The sequence below is a fragment of the Bacillus sp. UNCCL81 genome, assembly GCF_900112535.1.
GTDB classification, from domain to species: Bacteria; Bacillota; Bacilli; order Bacillales; family Bacillaceae_G; genus Gottfriedia; species Gottfriedia luciferensis_B.
In genome coordinates this window covers 203804-224872 of sequence record NZ_FOMF01000002.1, presented here as the reverse complement: position 1 = coordinate 224872, position 21069 = coordinate 203804, and the positions used below count along the sequence as shown (strand labels likewise).

Sequence of the window (21069 nt, the reverse complement as noted above, 5' to 3'; positions counted from 1 at the left end):
AGTAAAAAATGATTAACAAAAATTCCCCAATACCAATTTATCATCAATTATTAGAATACATAAAATGTAAAATCGCCTCAGGTGAATACCCTGCTGATGAATTGATTCCATCAGAAAGAGAGTTTTCAGAGAAATTCCAAATTTCTCGTATGACCGTTCGTCAAGCATTAAACAATTTAGTTCAAGAAGGAATTGTATACAGACAAAAAGGTAAAGGTACATTTGTTAGTCGTCAACAAGTTGAAAAAAAAATTAGTAGATTAAATAGTTACACTGAAGAAATGATTGAGAGAGGTTTAAAACCGAGTAGTAGATTAGTTCAATTTGATATTTTAAATTCCGATAAAGCGTTATCCAATATACTAAAGATAAAAGAAAACGATCCTATTTATTTTATAAAGCGGGTCCGTTTAGCAGACTCAATTCCTATGTCGATTGAAAGTATCCACGTGTCATGCGATATAGCTCCAAACCTAAATCAAAGTGTTTTGGAAAAATCATTCTTTGATTATGTAAATGCCAATATTCCTGATCCTATTCAGTATGCTGATCAATCGATTCAAGCTAGAATGCCTTCTGAAGAAGAAGCACAATTATTAGAAATTCCGACGAATTGTCCCGTATTGGCAATTTATCGTACAACATATTTAAGAAGTGGCAAAGTTTTAGAGTACGAATTGACTGTATACAGAGCAGACCGCTACAAGCTTGTACATTCTTTATCTAGAACTGATTAATAGTATAGAAGTAAAAAAGCCAGGATATCCTGGCTTTTTTATTTGAATAAAACCCCTATTTGTTTAAATAGTCCACCTACTTGATTCATCGTATTCATCATTTGACCCGCAGTAGACATCATTTTTGGGACATCGTATGAACCTGAACCATTTTTAAATTGATTTAATATTGATGAAAACTGAAAAGATTGACCATTATTATTTTGTTGGTTTAATTTTTTTGGTTGAGTTGGATAAGGTGTACTAGGCGCAAACATTGGTGGAGTTGTAAATGGACCTTGTTGTAACATTTGAGCATGTTGAGGTTGCATTGAATACTGGTGATTTTGAGGGCTGCTTAAATAGTTTGTTTGATTACCGAATTGTGAAGGATACGTTTGCATATATGGATATTGGTTTTGCACCATTCCGTAATAATTAGGATCGTATTGATACCCTTGGTTATATGAAACAGTAGGATGCTGCATCGAAAAGTGTTGTGGTGCTGCATACTGGATTTGACTTTGATCATAACTACCTGTTTGAATTGATGATCCCCCATAAGTAGATGGCTCAATCATCTGTGATTGTTGGATTGATTGGGTTGATTGTGTTGCTGGTTGTGTTAGTTGAGTCGATAGTGCATGTTGAGTTTGTTGTGATTGAACTGGTGGTTGTAGTGTATTCATAGTAGGGTTTTGGGAAAAAGGTTGAATTGTATTTCCATAGTAACGCTGATTTTCATTAGATATTTGATTCATTTCTGGAAAATTAAAATTCTCATCAATCATTTGATTTTGCTTTCTAAACCATTCAAAGCTGTTATCTGAATGATTTGGAGGAAACATTTGAGATTTCATATTCTCACATCCATTTAAGTTTTCTCATTTATAAATATGTTACAAATGCCTATTCTGTTACTTCTATTATCATATGCGCTATTTGTCATAATATGTCGGAAGTTTAAATTTTTAAAAAAATTTAAATTTTAAATATTTATGGTACATTTTATTTAGTTATACAAGTTGTTAATTAAATTTTAATGTTGGAGGGGTAATAATGACTTTACAAGAATTAAAGAGCAAGTTTATTTCATCTAAAAGTTTCGAACCAACTGACTTTAATCAATTAATGGACTTTTTACAACAAAATTACCTAAATGGTGAGGTTACTATTCAACATTACAGAGAATTAGTTAAAGAACTTGAACTATTTGGCGCTTGTAAACCAATTTAGTAATCGGAAATATAATATTATAAGAAATAAAGCGATACACATTTACTAAATTGTAAAAGTGTATCGCTTTATTTCATTCCATTATTCTAATAGCCCTTCATTCAAAACAAATATGTTTTACATTTTATCTATATTTATTAAATATTAAATGCTAGTTGTCTTCCTAAAAATGGTGTTGAGATCCAACTACCACCCTCTTTTGCTTGACTTACTTTCTTTTCAAAATGATGAAGATGCACTGTTGTTGACTGGATCTTATTTAAAAGTAAATTCTTTTCTTCATCACATTTTTGATCAATTCTTAAAGCTAAGGAGTGCTCAATAAATTCAACCTCATTTAAAAATTCATCAATTCCTCGAAAAAAATCTTCTCTTTGAATTAACTCCATACAGTTCAACTCCTCTTCCTAATTTTCTAAATTTTCTTTACAAGATAAATTCAACAAAAGTTCATCTACCTCCTTCCCTAGTGACAAAACTAGAACTATTTCGCTAAACAAAGTGAATAAAGGTATTTTCGTCTATAATTTCGACAAAAAAACTTGTAACGTGGAACAGAATTGGGAAAGGTATATTACATGGAGGTGTTTCAAATGGCAAAAAACAAAAATGAAAAAAAGAAAAAACAAGAAAAAAGTAAAAATCAGCAAACTGGTAATCCAAAATTAGATGGCCCTAATTTCCCAGCTACATAAACATAGGGAACTACTCGAATTTGATTAACATTCTTTCTATTGAAAAATGAATTAAAAAGAAAAAAGCTAGCACTTGTGTGCTAGCTTTTTTCTGAGAGCGTTGAAATATTAAATGGTCAATTGAGAAAACGGACATTAAATGAACATTTATTAATGATGAAATGATAATTTTTGGTTGAGCTATCTATTAATGGTTTTAAATTTTAATATGTTTGAGCAATTTTATGATTCCAATAACACTAGTAAGTTTTTTTAGAAGGTAATAATATTATATGCTAATTTTTTGATAAATAAATTCAGATGATTAGTTTATTAATTAATGTTCAATCTTAATTGACCTACAATCTGATTAATAAACAACTGATAGGATACGCTAAATAAAGGTTATTTGATTAGTTTTTATTGCAGACTTCTTTTTAATGAATAAGTTGATTGGAACGAAGGGGTGCTCGACTCCTATGGGATAAGCGGGAAGGCTGAGACCCCGCAGGCTCGCCGAGGAGGCTCAGGTCTCGCCCCATGGAAAGCGAGCATCCTGTAGTGGAAATCAACATCACTCTACTCCTTTATGAAAATTTGGTAAGTTAATTGACAAGGTTGTTTTTCAACATCAAGAGAAAAAAGCGAGCATCCTGTAATGGAAATCAACATCACTCTACTCCTTTTACGAAAATTTGATAATTATTATTGATAAGATTGTTTTTCAACATCAAGAGAAAAAAGCTAACATTTTTATTGAAAGATCGATTTCAATTTTAACAATGAACCAAGCAGCTCTTGCTTTATTAAAAAAGATTGCTTAAAACTATCTCCATTAATAACTTCCTCATATTCATACCATTCATTTAAAATTTTACTATTTGTATACCAATCATCCTCAATCGTTCTCGTGTGAGGAATTATTGGATAAACATCTCTTAATTTCGGATTATTTGAACTTGTAATTCCAACTAACCCTTCATAATCATTTCTACTGCCTGTGTGTATAGTATGCTTAGCAAAATCGATAAATTCATTGTGTAAGTCCTCATGAAATAAAATTGAATATAATCGTTTACCAATTTGAATCCTTTTCGTTAAATCTTCAAATTGGTAAACACCAAGTCCATAAAGTTCACCATTTCTAGTTGGAAATATAACATAACTAAGTTTTAATTGTTCTTGTAGTTTAAATGCTAAAGAATTAAAAACTTCACTTTTAAAAAATTTATTTTGAATGACTGGTCTTTCAATCATATTTTGTTCATTAATAATCAATGAATAAACTAGTCTTTTCTTATCACGATCCGTCCAATATTTCTCCCATTCAATTTCCATAAAACTAGATACTGAAAAATATTTCAATAAATAAAATAATGGTTTATTTTTCACTCTTGAATATTCAAATAGAAGCAATTGTGGGAATGCATCTAAAAAAATAATCCAATTTGCCCGTTCATATGTCATAAAAAGCTGTTTTCTTTGTTTTACACTTAAACCATTAACGAATAATTCGTTTTCCAAATCAGTCATGTTATAGCCTGCATTACGCGACACCATACTTGCAAGAAAAGACCACTCTATTTCACTTTGTCTTAAAAAATATTCTTGGTATGCAATCGTTCTGGAAATATTATCTGCATTATATTTTACTGTTTCTTTCTTTATTAAATCTATAAGTTTTGCTTCTTCCTGTGATAAATTTTGAGCTTCCCTTCTTTTTTTTATGAAACCTTTCCAGCTTTCATGGTTTGCATTCATTGACTCACCCCAAGCAATCTGGTATTTTTTTACACGAACATCTGTTTTAGTGCTATAATACGAGTTGTATGTAAATTAAGTTGGAGTTGGTTTTATGACAATAAGTTACCCAAATCGAAGAAATAATGTAGTTCAAAAAAATCAAAAAAATAACGAAATGCAAGTAAAATCAAATAATACTTATAGTAATCGCGGAATGTCCCTTGAAGATGATTTAAATGCTACTAATACGTATTATTTATCAAATAACATCGCAAACATACATAAAAAACCAACACCTGTACAAATCGTAAAAGTAGACTATCCAAAAAGAAGTGCTGCAGTCATTAGAGAAGCCTATTTTAAGCAACCATCAACTACCGATTATAATGGCATCTATAAAGGAAAGTATATTGATTTTGAAGCTAAGGAAACCAATAATAAAACTAGTTTTCCTTTACAAAATTTCCATTTACACCAAATAGAGCATATGGAAAATGTACTGAATCATGGTGGAATTTCGTTTGTCATATTAAAATTTTCATTATATAATGAAATTTATTTTATGAAAGCAACTGATATTCTTACCTTTTGGAAAAGGCAAACAGATGGTGGAAGAAAATCAATTTCTAGAGAAGAATGCAAAGAGTATGGAACATTACTTAAACCAAGTTATCCAATCATTGTTCCTTACTTAAAATGTATCGATGAACTTTTTGTAATTTAATATTTTAATAATTTCATTAAGTTCATTTGAAAGGCAGGAGAAACAAAAAAATGGCAAAAGAGTATAGTTCACGACAAGAACGAAAACAAATGGAAATGGAAAAGCCTTCAAATGTCAAACCAAAAAAACGTGAAGGTTTATGGAAAAAGATTACTTTATCAATATTAACTTTAGCTGTACTTTGTATTCTTGGGGGAGTTGGAACTTTCTATTATTTAGTAAGTGATGCACCTAAACTTGATGAATCAAAGCTTAAAGTACCTTTATCGTCTACGATACTAGATAAAAATGGGAATGTTATTGCTGAGCTAGGAACTGAACAAAGAACGAAAGTTTCATATAACGAGATTCCTAAAGTAGTAGAAGATGCATTTATTGCTACTGAGGACGTACGTTTTTATAAACATAAAGGTGTTGATATCCGCCGTGTGCTTGGCGCAGTTTTAGCCAATATTACTGGTGGATTTGGATCACAAGGTGGTAGTACGATTACTCAACAAGTTGTCAAAAACTCATTCTTGTCTCCACAAAAAACAATTAAACGTAAAGTACAAGAATGGTATTTATCATTCCAGCTTGAACAAAAATATTCTAAACAACAAATTTTAGAAATGTATTTAAATAAAGTTTACTTCTCAAATGGTTTAAAAGGCCGTGGAGTTTATGGTGTAGCAAAAGCAAGTGAAACATATTTTAGTAAAGATTTATCAAAAATCACATTACCTGAAGCAGCTACACTTGCTGGTATGGTACAAAGTCCAAATAACTACAATCCAGCAAAACATCCGGCTGAATCAGAAGCTAGAAGAAATGTTGTTTTAAGCCAGATGAAAAAATATGGATATATAACAAATGAACAATATGCTAATGCAAAAGCAATTCCAGAGAAATCAATAGTTAAAGTTCATGAAAGTGGTCAAACAAAGTATCAAGCATTCATTGATGTCGTTATGGATGAGGTAAAAAAATACGGTGATGCAGATATAAATACAGATGGATTAACAATTGAAACAACTTTAGATCCAAAAGCGCAAGCTAAAGCAGATGAAATCATTAATCGTGGATCTGATTTTTATCCAAGTGATGATTTCCAAACTGGTTTTGTATTAACTGATACTAAAACAGGTGAAATTAAAGCTGTAGGTGCTGGAAGAAACACAACAAGTGGTGGTCTAAATTTTGCAACAGATATTAAAAGACAACCTGGATCAACTATTAAACCAATCCTAGACTATGGTCCTGCGATACAATATTTAAAATGGTCTACTAATCATCAACTTGTTGATGAGCCATATCAATATTCTGATGGGACACCTATTCGAAACGCTGATAAATCATATAAAGGTAAATTATCGATTCGTAAGGCGTTAATCGGTTCAAGAAATATTCCTGCATTAAAAACAATGCAGCAAGTTGGATTAGATAAATCACGTGAATTTGGTAACGGACTTGGATTTAACTTCCAAAAGGACAGTTTTTATGAGTCTCATGCAATCGGTGGATTTACAGGTGTATCTGCGATGGATATGGCAGGTGCATATGCAGCCTTCGGTAATGGCGGTGTATATATAAAACCACATGCTGTTACAAAAATAATCTATCAAGATAAAACTGAAAAAGTATTAGCTCCTGAACCAAAACAAGCAATGAGCGATTACACTGCATATATGATTACAGATATGCTACGTGACGTTGTTAAAGCTCCAGGTGGTACGGGTGGTAGAGCTAATGTACCTGGACTTGATATGGCAGGTAAAACTGGTACTACAAACTACCCACAAGAAGTAAAAGACAAATATGGCTTCCCTTCAAACGCAACTCGTGATAGTTGGTTTGTTGGTTATACTCCAGATGTAACTATTTCAGTGTGGACTGGGTATGAGAAAAATAAACAAGGTCATTATTTAAGTAAAACATCAACAAATATAGCTAAATATATTGCTAGAGATATGTTAGCAGCAACAGCTGATCCTTCTTCAGAGTTCCATAAACCAAGTTCAGTTGTAAAAGTACAAGACGAATTATATATTAGAGGCGAAAAAATGGATGATCTACCAACGCCAGATACATTAGATCCAGCTAAAGGTGTTACAGCGAAATATGATGAAAAAACTAGCAGTGTTTCGTTAAATTGGCAGTATCCTTCTAACTTACTTGCTTCTACTACTTTTGAAGTAAACTATGATATTAACGGTGTTAAAGGCCAAACTCAAAAAGTAAATGGAACATCTGCAAAAATTAATGGTATCGTAGCTGGAAACAAAGTAAAAATTACGATCGTGGCAACTAATGGCGATACTAAGAGTGCTGCGGTTACTGTTACAGTCGATTTAACTACTACCCAAGAGCCTACTACCCCACCAGCTGATAATAATGGCAATGGTAACGGTAATGGCAACGGTAATGGCAATGGTAATGGCAACGGTAATGGCAACGGTAATGGCAATGGTAACGGCAACGGTAATGGCAACGGTACTGGTGACGGCACGGGCACGGGTACTGGTGACGGCACGGGTACTGGTGACGGCACGGGTACTGGTACTGGTGACGGCACAGGTACTGGTACAGGTGATGGCAATGGTGGCGGAACTGGAGATGGTAATACAAATCCTACTACACCACCTACTACGCCAGATCCAACAAAACCAACTAAACCATCAAAACCAACTAATACGAATCCAACTTCGTATAACTCAGATTCATACTCAAATAATCGATTTAATAAGTTGGAACGTAATATTATTGCATAAATTAAAAACCTCCTCGTTTTTTGAGGAGGTTTTTCTATGTAACTAATCTAAACATTGGAGCCTAAGTATAACCAATTATCTCTAAATCTAAAAAAGCCTCCTCATTTTGAGGAGGTTATTTTTTGCTTATAATAAAGCTTTTCTAACTCTGTATATAAACCCGAAAGTTGAATGAATGAGTGATAGTGATCTGGTTGATTTAATAAAAAACTAATACGCTCGTCTAAATTAATTGGCTTTATTTTTAATTTATCTAACTCAAGTAATAAATTATTTAAATTAAGCAGCATTTGGCCATTAATCCATGTAAGAATTGATATAAAATTAGCTAACCCTCTTATCATCGGCTCACTTGCAAGTTTTCGATTCCGTTGTTTAAAGTAATTAGAAATGTGTTCAGATTCCTCTTTCCATTCATTAAACATCTCTTTAATAATTTCATCACTTTCATTCGGGATGTTAAAGCTCTCATTATCTAGAATCTGAATGCTTTCATAAAAAAACGGTTTATTTTTAATTTTAATTTCTTCATTCATTTTGTGTTCATTACCATTGTCTTTATAAAATGGCGCAACAATAAAATCCTTATAAATATTATTTGTCATTTACTTTCTTCACTTTCATTCGTTTTTTTCCTTCTCTACACAGATCAAGTAAAGGACATACCTCACAACTCGGCCTTTGGGCTTTACAATGGTATCTACCAAAAAATATGAGTCGATGATGAGTTACTCCCCAGTCCTCGATTGGAACTTTTTTCATTAATGTCTCTTCTACTTCTAAAACAGAATCTTTCCAACGGCATATAGCTAATCTTTTTGAAACCCTTTCAACATGAGTATCTACTGCGATTGCTGGAATGTTAAATGCGACTGACATTACTACATTAGCAGTCTTTCTACCAACACCTGGCAATTTTACGAGCTCTTCTCTTGTACGTGGAACTTCTCCATTAAATTCATTAATAATCATTTCACTTAATTTTTGGATATTTTTTGCTTTGTTCCTGAAAAGTCCAATTGAGCGAATATCATTTTGTAATTCCTCTAAAGAAACATTTAAATAATCTTGTGGTTCTTTATATTTTTCAAATAGATTTTTTGTCACTTTATTTACTAAAACATCAGTACATTGAGCGGATAAAGCAACCGCTACTACTAATTCAAACGGATTCTTATGGTTTAATTCACAATGTGCATCGGGGAACATATCACCAATTGTATTAAGAACCTCATTTATTTGTTGTTTATTCATCATTTCAAAACACTCCTTACTAAACAAAAGCGAGGAGCATGTCCTCGCTTCAGACTGCCCGTCAAGCGCTCGCTTTCTTCGTTGTTTCGCCTGTCTGCGGTGCTCATTACCATTTAAAGGTAACTCCGCTCCTCACCAAGCTTCACGCCTCGAAAGACAAACGCTTTCAGACAGTCTGAAAATCAAATTTTTGTATATTTTTTACACAATAAAGCGAGGAGCATGTCCTCGCTTTATTTTTCAAGCCAATTATAAAAAGGAATTGATCCTGTATACTTTGTTTCGTTTTGTGGTTCTCTTGTTTCTTTTTTTCTAAAATGCTTACTATAATTCATTGCTTGGTCTACTTGCTTTATTCCATTTTTCTTCCACTCAAAAAGAATACGATCTATATAACGAAAATTTAATTTCCCACTTATAACTGCTTCTTTAAGTGCAGTTTTTATTAGTTTTTCATTATGATCATCTTGGTCCATCCACATTGTTAAAGTTTCAATCTCAAAAGGAGACAATAATCTACCAAATTCTTTTTCGAATACTAAATAAATTGATTCCTCTTCTTGTTCAATAATTGAAGGAATCGTATGTTTTTCATTTGATTGTTGACCATTTTGGGTCAAATCAACTAATTTTAACCATAACGGAGAAAGTGAGTATGCCTCACATCGTAAATTCTGATGGTCAATTTCTTCCGTAATTTCTAATAAACCTTTTTTAAGAAGTTCTCGAATAACTTCCATACATTTTTGTTCATTTATTGACATAATCTTTGCTAATTGAGTAGGTGTTGGAAACGTATGACCTTGTTGTTGAAAAGAGTAAAGCTGTAGAATCATGACTAGTTCTTCTTCATTTATGCTTAAAGAAGAATAATGACTGAGAAGTATATTTGGAATACTAGTATTCCCAAATTGAATCCAGTTTAGAATGCTATTATTATTCACTTCGAACACCTCTAGCATAGTATAGCATGATTACATAAAATATACATTAAAGAAAACTCGTGAAATAAAAATAAATAGAGGCATGTAAATCACACCTCTATTTTAGTATATCTATTTAGTATTTAAAAAACCAACTAATAAATTATTTAATTAAGGATATCGTCTGTTTAATAAAGATGAAATGCTTTTTTCTAGTGGTGTTTAAAATTCATACATAAAATTTATTGAAAAAAGCTAAGCATATGCTTAGCTTCAGTATTTAAAAATATGAGTTTCCAACTGATTGAAATTAACTTAGGATACTTGCTTTCATAAATTGCTCAATGCGTTCTAAAGCTTTATCTAACTGTACTTGAGATGTTGCATATGATAGGCGGATATTATCAGGTGAACCAAATCCTGAACCAGGGATTACCGCTACATTAGCTTTTTCAAGTAATTCAGTAGAAAATTCATCTACATTTTGATATCCAGCCATTTTAGCTGCCTCAGTCACATTTGGGAATAAATAAAATGCACCATTTGGTTTAACACAGCTAAATCCTGGAATTGAAATTAAACGCTCGTACGTTTTATTTAAACGATCTTCAAACGCTACTCTCATTTCTTCAACAGGACCATCACCTAACTCATATGCTTTAATCGTAGCGATTTGAGCCATTGTAGTCGGATTTGAAGTAGAGTGACTAGCAAGATTTGTCATAGCATTAATTATTTCCTTATTACCAACTGCATAACCAATTCTCCATCCTGTCATTGAATGAGATTTTGATACACCATTGATAATAATCGTTTGCTCTTTAAGCTCTGGGCTTAATGAAGCAATTGAAACATGTTTTGCACCATCATATACTAATTTTTCATAAATTTCGTCAGATACGATTAATACATCATGTTTTAAACAAATTTCTCCGATTGCTTTTAATTCTTGCTCATTATAAATCATACCAGTTGGATTACTTGGTGAATTTATAATGATCGCTTTTGTATTCTCTGTAATCGCCGCTTCGATTTGTTCAGGTGTTACTTTAAATTGTTGATGTTCATACCCTTCAATAAATACTGGTACACCTTCTGCTAATATAACTTGCTCAGGATAGCTTACCCAGTATGGTGTCGGAATAATTACTTCGTTACCTGGATCTAAAATCGCTTGGAAAAGTGTGTAAAGTGCATGCTTTGCACCATTTGTTACAACAACCTCTCCTGGAGAATAAGTTAATCCTTGATCTTTCAATAACTTATCACAAATAGTTTTTCTTAAAGCTGGTAAACCGTTTGAAGGAGTATATTTAGTTTGGCCTTTAAGCATTGCTGAATAAGCTTCTTCAATAATTTCAACTGGTGTATTAAAATCAGGTTCACCTGCTCCTAATCCTATTACATCAATTCCTTGATCTTTCATCTCTTTTGCTTTTGCTGTAATAGCTAGTGTTGTAGATGGTGTTAGTGCACTTACTCTTTTTGCTAGTTTCATCTTGTTAATTTCCCCCTAAATACTATAACGTTTTAAAAGCTCTCCATTTTCGAAAGCAGCGTAGTAAAAATTATATCGGCCATTTTGGTCTATATATACTACTTCCCAAAGTGGTATTTTGTTCTCTATTCCTAACTTTACTTTATGTATTTTTCTTGGGTTTCTCTCACTGACTACTTTGTCAATGATTTGTTTTTGAGACAATCCTTCACTTTTCTTTCGTGTAATAACTTCTCCATCCTGTACCCACGCAATCATTTCATTATTTGCATCATCTTTACCACTTACAACGATCGCTTGTTCTTTTCCATGGAAATAATCAGATGTTTCCACAGATTTTAAATACCCTTGATTTAAAACAAGCTCTTCGGCATGTTTTTTATCATCATTTAGCTTTGAAATTGATGATTGATATGTGGCGATTAAAAATAATGAAAGAAAAATGATGCTTAATCCAAGGATGACTAACCATTTTTTCATATATACCTCATTTATGTTCGATAAATTGTAAATACCGCATATTCTTGATCTTCTTTATCAAGTGCAATTCCAAACATTAAATCTTTTTCTTTTAAAGTACGATTTAAACTATCAACAATTTTGTATAAATCTCTAGTATATTCAATTTTTGTTGTTGATAATACTTCAATATTTGAATTCATGTTGCTCCTCCTAAAAATGTATTATAAATACATTACAATTTATGTCATTATACCACACGTCTAACCTTAAATCCCCTACTATTCTCATGCTAAATTTTGAAAAACTACTAAAAATCTTTTAATAATTCATCAATTGAATTAATTTTTATTTTGTTTTTCGGGATTAACTTTAAAAATTCTGATCCATAACTAGTATTTATTATGCGATTATCTAAAACAAATAATGAACCTTGATCTTTTTCATTTCGAATTAGACGACCATAACCTTGTCTAAACTTAAATACTGCTAATGGTAAAGCCAAACTTGAGAAAGAATTTTCTCCAGCTTTTTTTAATAAATTTGATTTAGCAATAAACATAGGCTTTTCAGGGTTGGTAAACGGTAAGCGTACAATGATTAAACAATCTAATTCTTCATTAGGTAGGTCAATTCCTTCCCAAAAAGTGTTCGTACCTAATAAAATTGTTTGTTTAGATTGTAAAAACTGTTTTATTAACTTTTGTTTTCCTCCAGGAGAAACACCTTGAGCTAATACAGATGAATTCAGAGAGCCTAAATCTTGTATTAATTGATCATAAGTCTGTTTTAATAAATCAAAAGCTGTAAATAAAACTAATGTTCTACCTTTTATTTCCGAAACAATTTTGCGAATTGTATTCGAAGTTTGTAATGCATACTCTTCTTGTGTAATCTCTTTTATTCCCATTAAATCTGATGGAATATACACTTTCATCCCCTGGGCAAAATCATTTGGGACTGGGTATATTTTTTCAATGACATTGATATTTTCACTAATTCCTAATGATGACTTTATAAATGAGAATGATGAATCAATCGACATTGTAGCGGATGTTAGTACAATTGAATTTCTTCCACTAATTAAATAATTTTGTATTAAATCTGCATTTTCAACTTTCTCACAATAAAGCATTGTTGTATGAAATGAGCCTTTTGCTTCAGTGTCCATCCAGCAAATATAATGATCATTTTTATCGAATAATATTTCATAAAGACCATTTTTCATGCTTTTTAGTTGTTCAATAATCATTTTAAACTCCGAAACGATTGAACGATGAAACGCTGATACCTTTTTATCTTCAATTAAATTCAAATATTGCTCACAACCCGTGAATAAAGTATTATTCACATGAATTAATCTATTTGCACATTCTTGTATAACTTTCCAATTTTGGCTTGCAGTATTTTTATCACTTAGTGTAATTGACTGTCTAATGTTTTCTTTATCAAGTTCATTTTGTTTACTTAAAATAAAATCACGTAATAACCTAAATAACTCTTCTGATTCATACTTTATTTCTTTTACTAAATGATCAACTTTTTTCCACCATTTTTCACGATTTGGTATTCCCTCATCAAATTTATATAATCGGTGTACAAGTTCATTACTATCAGTAGTACTTAATCTACTTAAATATTGATAATATTTTAAGCAAGAAAAAGTGATTCCAAAAGTTTTTGATGCTGTCTCCTCAAGAGCATGTGCCTCATCAATTACAATCGTTTTGACAGAATTAATTAAGTGATCTTTATTTTTTAAAGTAGACAATAAATAAGCATGGTTTGTAATAATTATATCGGCTAACATTAATTGATTTTTAGCTTTTTGATAAAAACATTTATGAAACCAAGGATTTGTTCTTTTATTTTCACTTTCTTCGTTACAACATACACGATCCCATAAATGTAAGCCACCTGAAGGAAGTGATAATTCATCTAATTCTCCATTTTCAGTTTCAGTTAACCAAACTGTTATCATAGCCTTCGATAAAATACTATCGTAATTATCATCAAATTGTTCGCCTACAATATATTCAAATTTTTGCAGACATAGATAATTTCTTTTACTTTGAATTGAAGCTATTTTCAACTGAAATGGAATTATTTTTTCAATTGTTTTTATATGTTTTTTAAGTAATTGTTTTTGTAACGAGATGGTACTTGTGCTGATGACCACTTGTTTGCCAAATTGTTTTGAGAAAAATGCTGATGGAATTAAATAACCAAATGTCTTACCTACACCTGTTCCAGCCTCAGCTAAGAGAATATTATTTTGGCTAAATGCATCGAATACATCGTGCATATATGCAAACTGTTCATCTCTTTTTATAAAATTTGGAATTTCCACAGCCATCTGATCTACTAGATCACGTTTGAGATGCTCGTCAAATTCTACGAAATCTTCTTCCTCTTGGGGTAAACTAAAGCTTCTTTTTTTAAGAGCTATTCGTCTAAATTCTTCATAATCAACAGATTCATTTGAAAATGATTCAGATTGCTTTTGAAGTAGATCCGAAATATAGTATGTAATGTCACTTTTAAAACTAGTGCTAAGTTTTTCTAATATTTTTAATGATGCATATGGCAAGCTCTCAAGTTTTTTTAATAAAATTGTTAATAATTCGGCAGTTACTTCCGCATCACTATCAGCTTGATGAGGGTTTTCATGTTGTATATTGAAAACTTTTGCTAAATCAGATAATTTATAACTAGTTAATGTTGGATATAAAATTCTTGTTAACTCCACTGTATCAATGGCTAACGGAGAAATTTTTGGTAAACCAATCCGCTCAAATTCTTTTTGCAAAAATGTTAAGTCAAAATGAACATTGTGTGCAACAAAATAGGCGTCATTAAACATCGGGTATAATTCTTCAACTATTTGTTCAAATTGAGGAGCATATTGAACCATTTCATCTGATATCCCTGTTAGTTCGGAAATAAAGGTTGGAATATTCATATTTGGATTAATAAAACTTGAAAACTGTTCAATAACTTCTCCACTTTCCAATAAAAAGGCTGCAATTTGAATAATTCGATCTTGACCTCTATTATTATTTCCGGTTGTTTCTAAGTCAACGACCACAAATTTATTCATATTTTGCCACCTCCAAATTCTCTATATAGATATTATTTTGCATAAACAGATTAAACAATACAACCAACAAAAAAATCCCCTAAAGAAGGGGATTTCAAATTGCCCTCAAAAGCTCGTTTCTTTCGATGTTTCACTTGTCTGTTAAATACTTTTGATCCTAAAGCAAGTAACTCCTTGCTTCGATATTCAAAAATTGACTATTACTTAACTGTACCTGCAATTTCTTTGCCAATCATTTCAACAATTTCATTTGCATCATTTAAAATAGCAATCTTTGGTTCATGTTGATCCAGTTTCTCTTCCTCTACCTGACCATATGCAATAATAATTACTTTGTCGCCTTCTTGGACTAATCTAGCCGCTGCACCATTAAGACAAATTACACCACTTCCACGTTTTCCTGGAATAACATATGTCTCAAGTCGTGCACCGTTATTATTATTTACAATTTGAACTTTTTCGTTTTCAAGTACATCTACAGCATCCATTAAATCTTGATCAATTGTAATACTTCCAACATAATTTAAATTAGCTTCTGTAACTGTAGCTCTATGAAGTTTTGCTCTCATCATTGTGCGAATCATGTCATTTCCCCCTAGTTGTTCAATCCTTAAATAGAAATTAAAATATTATCGATTAAGCGAGCATTAGAAAATTTTACTGCTAAAGCAATAATTACTTTTCCATTTATTTTATTTATAGGCTCTAAATCTGGATAAGAATAAATACTTACGTAATCTACTGTTCCAGATGTTTCGCTTTGAATTGTCGAAATAATATTTTGTTGCAGTTGATCTGGATTTAAATTCCCATTTTTTATATCTTCAACCGCTTTTTGTAAACTTTTATAAAGAACTGGTGCTTCTTGTCTTTCTTTATCTGTTAAATAGACATTTCTAGAACTTTTAGCTAATCCATCTTCTTCTCTAATAGTTGGAACTGGATTAATTTTTACAGGAATATTAAAGTCTTCAACTAAACCTTCAATTACAGCGACTTGCTGAGCATCCTTTAATCCAAAATAAGCCTGGTCTGGTTGAACAATATTAAATAATTTTGTTACAACTAATGCAACACCATCAAAATGTCCAGGTCTTTTTTCACCACAAAGGACATCTACTCGTTTTGTTACTTTCATTGTTGATTTTAATTCATTTGGATACATTTCTTCAACTGTTGGATAAAAGAGGCAATCTACACCAGCATTTAGTGCAACTTTTTCATCTCTTTCAAAGTCCCTTGGATATCGATCAAAATCTTCATTAGGACCAAATTGAGTCGGATTAACAAAAATACTTAAAACGACGATATCATTATTTCTTCTAGCTTCTTCTAATAATGATGCATGGCCTTCATGTAAAAACCCCATTGTTGGTACAAATCCAATCGATTTTTCATTTTTTCTGTGAATTTTTAATTCATTTCTTAAATCATTTATTGTGTGAAACACTTTCATTGCGAACTTCCCCCGTATAATGCCTTTAACTGTTCTTCCTTCATCGTAAACGAATGTTTTGTATCTGGAAATTGTCTAGCTTTAACTTCTTGTACATATGAAGCAATTGCATTTTCAATTGTTGGAGATACATTTGCATACTGTTTAACAAACTTCGCTACTCGACCAACACCATATGTTATTAAATCATGGTAAACAAGTACTTGACCATCTGTATCAACACCAGCACCTATTCCGATTGTTGGAATGGAAAGATCCTTAGTAATATCCTTTGCAATTTGCTTTGGTACACATTCAAGTACGATTGCAAATGCTCCTGCTTCTTCACATTTTTTTGCATCGTTAAACAATTTCATCGCACTTTCAGAGTCACGTGCTTGAACTTTATACCCACCTAATACACCTACAGATTGAGGAGTCAATCCTAAATGAGCTACAACTGGTACTCCTGCGATTGTTAATGCTTTAATCACTTCTAAAACATTTTCATCTGCGCCTTCAACCTTAACAGCGTGCGCATCACCTTCTTGCATAATGCGGCATGCATTACGTAAAGCCTCTTCTTTTGAAAAGTGGTAAGACATAAATGGCATGTCTGTCACAATAAACGTATTTTTTGCCCCGCGTTTAACTGCTTTTGAGTGATGAATCATGTCGTCTACAGTAACCTTAATTGTAGAATCATATCCTAGGACAACATTCCCAAGTGAGTCACCGACTAAAATCATATCTACTTCACTAGCTTCTGCTAATAGTGCTGAAGGGTAATCATAAGCAGTGATCATGACGATTGGGTCATTGTTTTGTTTCATGTTTAAAAAATCTTTTGTTGTTTTCATCTTTTTTCCTCCTTTTAAATGAGAGGAAATGGGGGTTACAATAAAAAAACTTTGCTCAAAAGAGAACAAAGGAAAATTGTAAACCGTCTCATTCCTCTGTCCCAGTCCTTATAGGATCAAGGCAGACACATTTTTAGAATTGATTTTTTAAAACCTGGTGTAGTTCTTCTTAGGATACTAAAGATTGATTAACCCTATTCAGATACCACCCATGAAGTATCAGCGAAAGTCGCGACCCTTCCAATACAGTTTATAGTAAGAATAGCAATTAAGTAAAGAAAAAACTTGGTATTATTTACAAATATACGTGACTATTATACAGCAAATAAAATAACTCTCTTTCAAAAATATAAAGAGAGTTATTTTATTTCATATTACATTATTTATTTATCGAAATATCCGCTGAATAAATTGTATGAACATTACCTAAGTGGTCTTCAATCAATAATTGGCCCTCATCCGTAATTCCAATAGCATTACCGACAATTTCTTCGGTTAAAGTTGTGGCTTTTATTTGTTTCCCTAATGAAATTGCATAGCTTTCCCATAAAATTTTAATCGGTTTAAACCCTTTTTCTAAAAATATTTCATAGAACTTTTCAAATTCAGCTAAAATAGCTTGAATTAAATTCGCTCTCATAAAGGTTTGTCCTTTTTCAATACGTAATGATGTAGCGATATCTGACAGTTCTAATGGGTAATCTTCCTCAACTTGATTTACATTAATTCCAATACCTATGACAACGCTTTTAATGCAATCAGCGTCACCTTGCATTTCAGTTAAGATTCCACAAACTTTTTTATTATTGATTAAAATATCATTTGGCCATTTTATATTGGGATGTAAACCGGTCACTTTTTCAATGGCTGAAGCAATGACTACAGCCGTTAGTAATGTAAGCTGAGGTGCTACTCTAGGTGAAATAGCTGGTCTAAGGATCACACTCATTGCAATAGCTTTTCCATCTGAAGTTAACCAGTTTCTTTGTAATCTACCCCTACCTAATAATTGACGCTCTGCCAAAACGATCGTACCTTCTGGAGCATCATTTAGCACTAATTCATTAGCGATCGTTTGTGTTGAATTAGTTTCTTCATGGTATACGACATTTCTGCCAAATTTTTTCGTTTCTAAACCAAGTTGAATATCCGTTGGAGTTAATCGATCAGATTTGCCTATTATTTTATATCCAACCTTCCTAACTGCTTCAACTTCAATTCCCTCATCTTGCAATTCTTTCATGTATTTCCATATTGCAGTACGTGAAATTCCTAATTCATCACTCAAAAATTGACCTGATAAATATTCATTACTATTTTCCGTAAACAGTTGTATAATTTTTTCTTTTACTTTTGAAGCCAATTTATGAACCACTCCTTAATAGCAAGTTGGTTATTCTCAAGCTGGTTCTCTACTAATTGAAATTCTATTTCACTTAATACTTCTTTCAACCATGGTCCACCTTTTAATTGGGACCATTCTAATAAATCATTACCTGTAATACATATATCTGACTTTGAATAAATCGGTAATTGATTATATAAGGTCTTTAATAAATCTTCATTCAATTCATTTGCATCGATCTTGTCAATGACACATTGTAAACGCTCATATTTTATGGCATCCGTCAATCCAACTTGATATAACTTTGTATTGCTCCATTTAATTTTCGTTTCATTTAACAAATGATAAACCTTTAATATTTGTTTCATGCGATTATTCGACATCTTCCAATTTCTTAAAACCTGTTCTGGGTTATCAAAATTACATTTATATAATATTAGCGCCCAAATCTCTTCAATGGTTTTTAATGATTGAATAGGAAAATCTAATAGATCATTAAACTGACTTGTATATTCTTTTAAGCTTGGTAAATGATTTACTAAATTTGTTTGTATTAATAGACCGATGCCTTTTTTAGGCGACTTTCCTATTAACATTTTTTCTATTTCAACTGAAATGCGTTCAATTGCTATATTTTCAATTAAATGTTTATATGATTTAATTGCATTAAACGTTTCATCATGTAAACGAAAATCTAATTGGCTTACAAACCGTATACCTCTTAACATTCTAAGAGCATCTTCTTGAAATCTTTCCTTAGCTTCACCGACACATCTAATTAATCCATCATAAAGATCAATTGTACCATTAAAAGGATCTATTATTTCATTTTTTGTCGTCATAGCAATGGCATTCATTGTAAAATCTCTTCGTTTTAAATCTTCTTCGATTGATTTTACAAATGTAACCTCCGATGGTCTACGAAAATCATGATATGTTGATTCAGTTCTGAATGTTGTAATCTCATATGGCTCACTATTTTGTATAACTAAAACCGTTCCATGCTGTAATCCGGTTGGAACAGTTTTTGGAAATATTGACATAACCTCTTCAGGTAAAGCTGAAGTTGCAATATCAATATCTCCAATTGATCTATTTAATAATTTATCTCTTACACATCCACCGACAAAATAGGCCTCGAAACCATTTTTTATTAATTTATCTAATATCGGCTTTGCTTTGTCAAAAATATCCATATTATTTCATTCCTAATAACTCATTATAAATAGCTAAATATTGTGAAACGATTTTATTTGATTGAAATCTTTCTTTTACAATTTCAATCGCGCGACTTGATATGCGTTTAAATAGTTCTTCATCTTGTAATAAGTTGAGTGTATAATAAGCGATTTGTTCAATATCTCCTAGTTCACAAATAAATCCGTTTTCTCCATGTTCGATTACTTCTGGAATCCCACCAACTCTAGTACCGATACATGGAACTCCACAAGCCATCGCCTCAAGTAAAACTAAACCAAAGCTTTCTTTTGATGAAAGAAGTAATTTTATATCGCTCATTGAAAGTAACTCTTCAACATTCTCTTGCTTTCCTAAAAATAAGACATCATCATCAATACCTAGCTCTCTTACTAATTTACATAAACTTGAGATTTCCGGACCATCACCAACTAATAGTAACTTGGATGGAATTTCTTTTCTAACTAAGTTAAATACATCTACTACATCTTTTGTTCGTTTAACTTGTCGGAAATTAGAAATATGTATAATGACTTTTTCATGCTCCTTAATCCCGTACTCTGCTTTTAATGCCCGACAATTTCTTTTGTAATACACTCGTTCATCAATAAAATTATACACAGTTTGTATTTCTTTATCAGGGTTAACTAATTCCTCTGTTTGACGTATTAAATCATTTGAGACCGCAGTTACAACATCTGATTTTTCAATCCCAAACTTAATTAACTCTGTTAAAGATGAGTCATAACCAAGAACAGTTATATCTGTACCATGTAATGTCGTTACAATTTTAATATCATGATGAATCATTTGTTTTGCTAGAACAGCACAAATTGCATGCGGAATCGCATAATGTACATGTAAAATATCTAATTTTTCACGGTTTGCAATTTCAGCCATCTTACTCGCCAATGCTAAATCATATGGAGGATATTGGAAAACTGAATATTGATTTACTTCAACTGCATGATAATAAATATTAGGATATACTTTATTTAAACGAAACGGCATACTTGATGAAATAAAATGAATTTCATGTCCTAGTTCTGCTAATAACTTTCCTAGCTCAGTTGCAATCACACCAGAACCGCCTACTGAAGGATAACATGTAATCCCAATTTTTAATTTCATTTTATCTCTCCTAAACTTCTTCAT

Annotated in this window: 20 protein-coding genes; 4 read left to right on the top strand and 16 right to left on the bottom strand. The window is 31.7% G+C overall.

Annotated features, from left to right (window positions below; all coding sequences use genetic code 11):
* Positions 1–8: 8 nt before the first annotated feature.
* Complete coding sequence (locus tag BM319_RS01255; RefSeq protein ID WP_091021093.1) at positions 9–737, top strand: GntR family transcriptional regulator; 729 nt, start codon at positions 9–11, stop codon at positions 735–737.
* Between the two features lie 38 nt (positions 738–775).
* Here BM319_RS01255 and BM319_RS25285 read toward each other — a convergent pair whose 3' ends face one another.
* Positions 776–1576, bottom strand: a complete 801-nt coding sequence (locus BM319_RS25285) for a YppG family protein (RefSeq protein ID WP_502686122.1) — start codon at positions 1574–1576, stop codon at positions 776–778.
* Between the two features lie 199 nt (positions 1577–1775).
* On the opposite strand from BM319_RS25285, the gene yppF reads away from it, so the two are divergent.
* Entirely contained in the window at positions 1776–1952 is a 177-nt protein-coding gene (gene yppF / locus BM319_RS01245) for a YppF family protein (RefSeq protein ID WP_084006691.1), read from the top strand.
* Between the two features lie 137 nt (positions 1953–2089).
* Here the strand turns inward: yppF and BM319_RS01240 are convergent, their stop codons facing one another.
* Positions 2090–2341 carry a hypothetical protein gene (locus tag BM319_RS01240; protein WP_091021092.1) on the bottom strand — a complete coding sequence of 84 codons (252 nt, stop codon included), beginning with the start codon at positions 2339–2341 and terminating at the stop codon, positions 2090–2092.
* A 1038-nt stretch (positions 2342–3379) separates the two neighbouring features.
* Positions 3380–4387 carry a DUF2515 family protein gene (locus BM319_RS01235; RefSeq protein ID WP_069031895.1) on the bottom strand — a complete coding sequence of 336 codons (1008 nt, stop codon included), beginning with the start codon at positions 4385–4387 and terminating at the stop codon, positions 3380–3382.
* A 94-nt stretch (positions 4388–4481) separates the two neighbouring features.
* Here BM319_RS01235 and recU point away from each other — a divergent pair, with 94 nt between their 5' ends.
* Both recU and BM319_RS01225 read left to right on the top strand, forming a co-directional pair.
* On the top strand, positions 4482–5093 hold the full coding sequence (gene recU, locus BM319_RS01230; protein ID WP_069031894.1) for a Holliday junction resolvase RecU: 612 nt from the start codon (positions 4482–4484) through the stop codon (positions 5091–5093).
* Positions 5094–5143: 50 nt separating this feature from the next.
* Positions 5144–7843 (top strand): transglycosylase domain-containing protein, encoded by a 2700-nt coding sequence (locus tag BM319_RS01225; protein WP_091021091.1) that lies wholly within the window; start codon positions 5144–5146, stop codon positions 7841–7843.
* A 101-nt stretch (positions 7844–7944) separates the two neighbouring features.
* Here BM319_RS01225 and BM319_RS01220 read toward each other — a convergent pair whose 3' ends face one another.
* The 13 genes from BM319_RS01220 to bshA all read right to left on the bottom strand — a co-directional run bounded on the left by BM319_RS01220 (position 7945) and on the right by bshA (position 21045).
* Complete coding sequence (locus BM319_RS01220; RefSeq protein ID WP_069031892.1) at positions 7945–8448, bottom strand: YpoC family protein; 504 nt, start codon at positions 8446–8448, stop codon at positions 7945–7947.
* Positions 8438–9100 carry an endonuclease III gene (nth, locus tag BM319_RS01215; RefSeq protein WP_069031891.1) on the bottom strand — a complete coding sequence of 221 codons (663 nt, stop codon included), beginning with the start codon at positions 9098–9100 and terminating at the stop codon, positions 8438–8440. Before nth ends, BM319_RS01220 begins: the two co-directional genes overlap by 11 nt.
* 230 nt (positions 9101–9330) lie before the next feature.
* On the bottom strand, positions 9331–10059 hold the full coding sequence (locus tag BM319_RS01210; RefSeq protein WP_069031890.1) for a DnaD domain-containing protein: 729 nt from the start codon (positions 10057–10059) through the stop codon (positions 9331–9333).
* A gap of 271 nt (positions 10060–10330) precedes the next feature.
* Positions 10331–11518 (bottom strand): pyridoxal phosphate-dependent aminotransferase, encoded by a 1188-nt coding sequence (locus BM319_RS01205; protein ID WP_069031889.1) that lies wholly within the window; start codon positions 11516–11518, stop codon positions 10331–10333.
* A gap of 15 nt (positions 11519–11533) precedes the next feature.
* On the bottom strand, positions 11534–11998 hold the full coding sequence (locus BM319_RS01200; RefSeq protein ID WP_069031888.1) for a cell wall elongation regulator TseB-like domain-containing protein: 465 nt from the start codon (positions 11996–11998) through the stop codon (positions 11534–11536).
* An 11-nt stretch (positions 11999–12009) separates the two neighbouring features.
* Positions 12010–12180, bottom strand: a complete 171-nt coding sequence (locus BM319_RS01195; protein WP_069031887.1) for a YpmA family protein — start codon at positions 12178–12180, stop codon at positions 12010–12012.
* A gap of 107 nt (positions 12181–12287) precedes the next feature.
* Complete coding sequence (dinG, locus tag BM319_RS01190) at positions 12288–15077, bottom strand: ATP-dependent DNA helicase DinG (protein WP_091021090.1); 2790 nt, start codon at positions 15075–15077, stop codon at positions 12288–12290.
* A gap of 200 nt (positions 15078–15277) precedes the next feature.
* A complete protein-coding gene (panD, locus tag BM319_RS01185) occupies positions 15278–15661 on the bottom strand; it encodes an aspartate 1-decarboxylase (RefSeq protein ID WP_025671415.1) in 384 nt (127 codons plus the stop codon).
* A 26-nt stretch (positions 15662–15687) separates the two neighbouring features.
* Positions 15688–16533, bottom strand: a complete 846-nt coding sequence (gene panC / locus BM319_RS01180) for a pantoate--beta-alanine ligase (protein ID WP_069031885.1) — start codon at positions 16531–16533, stop codon at positions 15688–15690.
* Entirely contained in the window at positions 16530–17372 is an 843-nt protein-coding gene (gene panB / locus BM319_RS01175; protein ID WP_069031884.1) for a 3-methyl-2-oxobutanoate hydroxymethyltransferase, read from the bottom strand. The genes panC and panB overlap by 4 nt, the downstream gene beginning before the upstream one ends.
* A gap of 379 nt (positions 17373–17751) precedes the next feature.
* The gene (locus tag BM319_RS01170; RefSeq protein ID WP_091021089.1) at positions 17752–18735 is read right to left on the bottom strand and encodes a biotin--[acetyl-CoA-carboxylase] ligase; all 984 of its coding nucleotides are present in this window, start codon (positions 18733–18735) and stop codon (positions 17752–17754) included.
* Complete coding sequence (locus BM319_RS01165; RefSeq protein ID WP_091021088.1) at positions 18720–19913, bottom strand: CCA tRNA nucleotidyltransferase; 1194 nt, start codon at positions 19911–19913, stop codon at positions 18720–18722. Before BM319_RS01165 ends, BM319_RS01170 begins: the two co-directional genes overlap by 16 nt.
* 1 nt (position 19914) lies before the next feature.
* Complete coding sequence (gene bshA, locus BM319_RS01160; RefSeq protein ID WP_069031881.1) at positions 19915–21045, bottom strand: N-acetyl-alpha-D-glucosaminyl L-malate synthase BshA; 1131 nt, start codon at positions 21043–21045, stop codon at positions 19915–19917.
* Between the last annotated feature and the right edge of the window lie 24 nt (positions 21046–21069).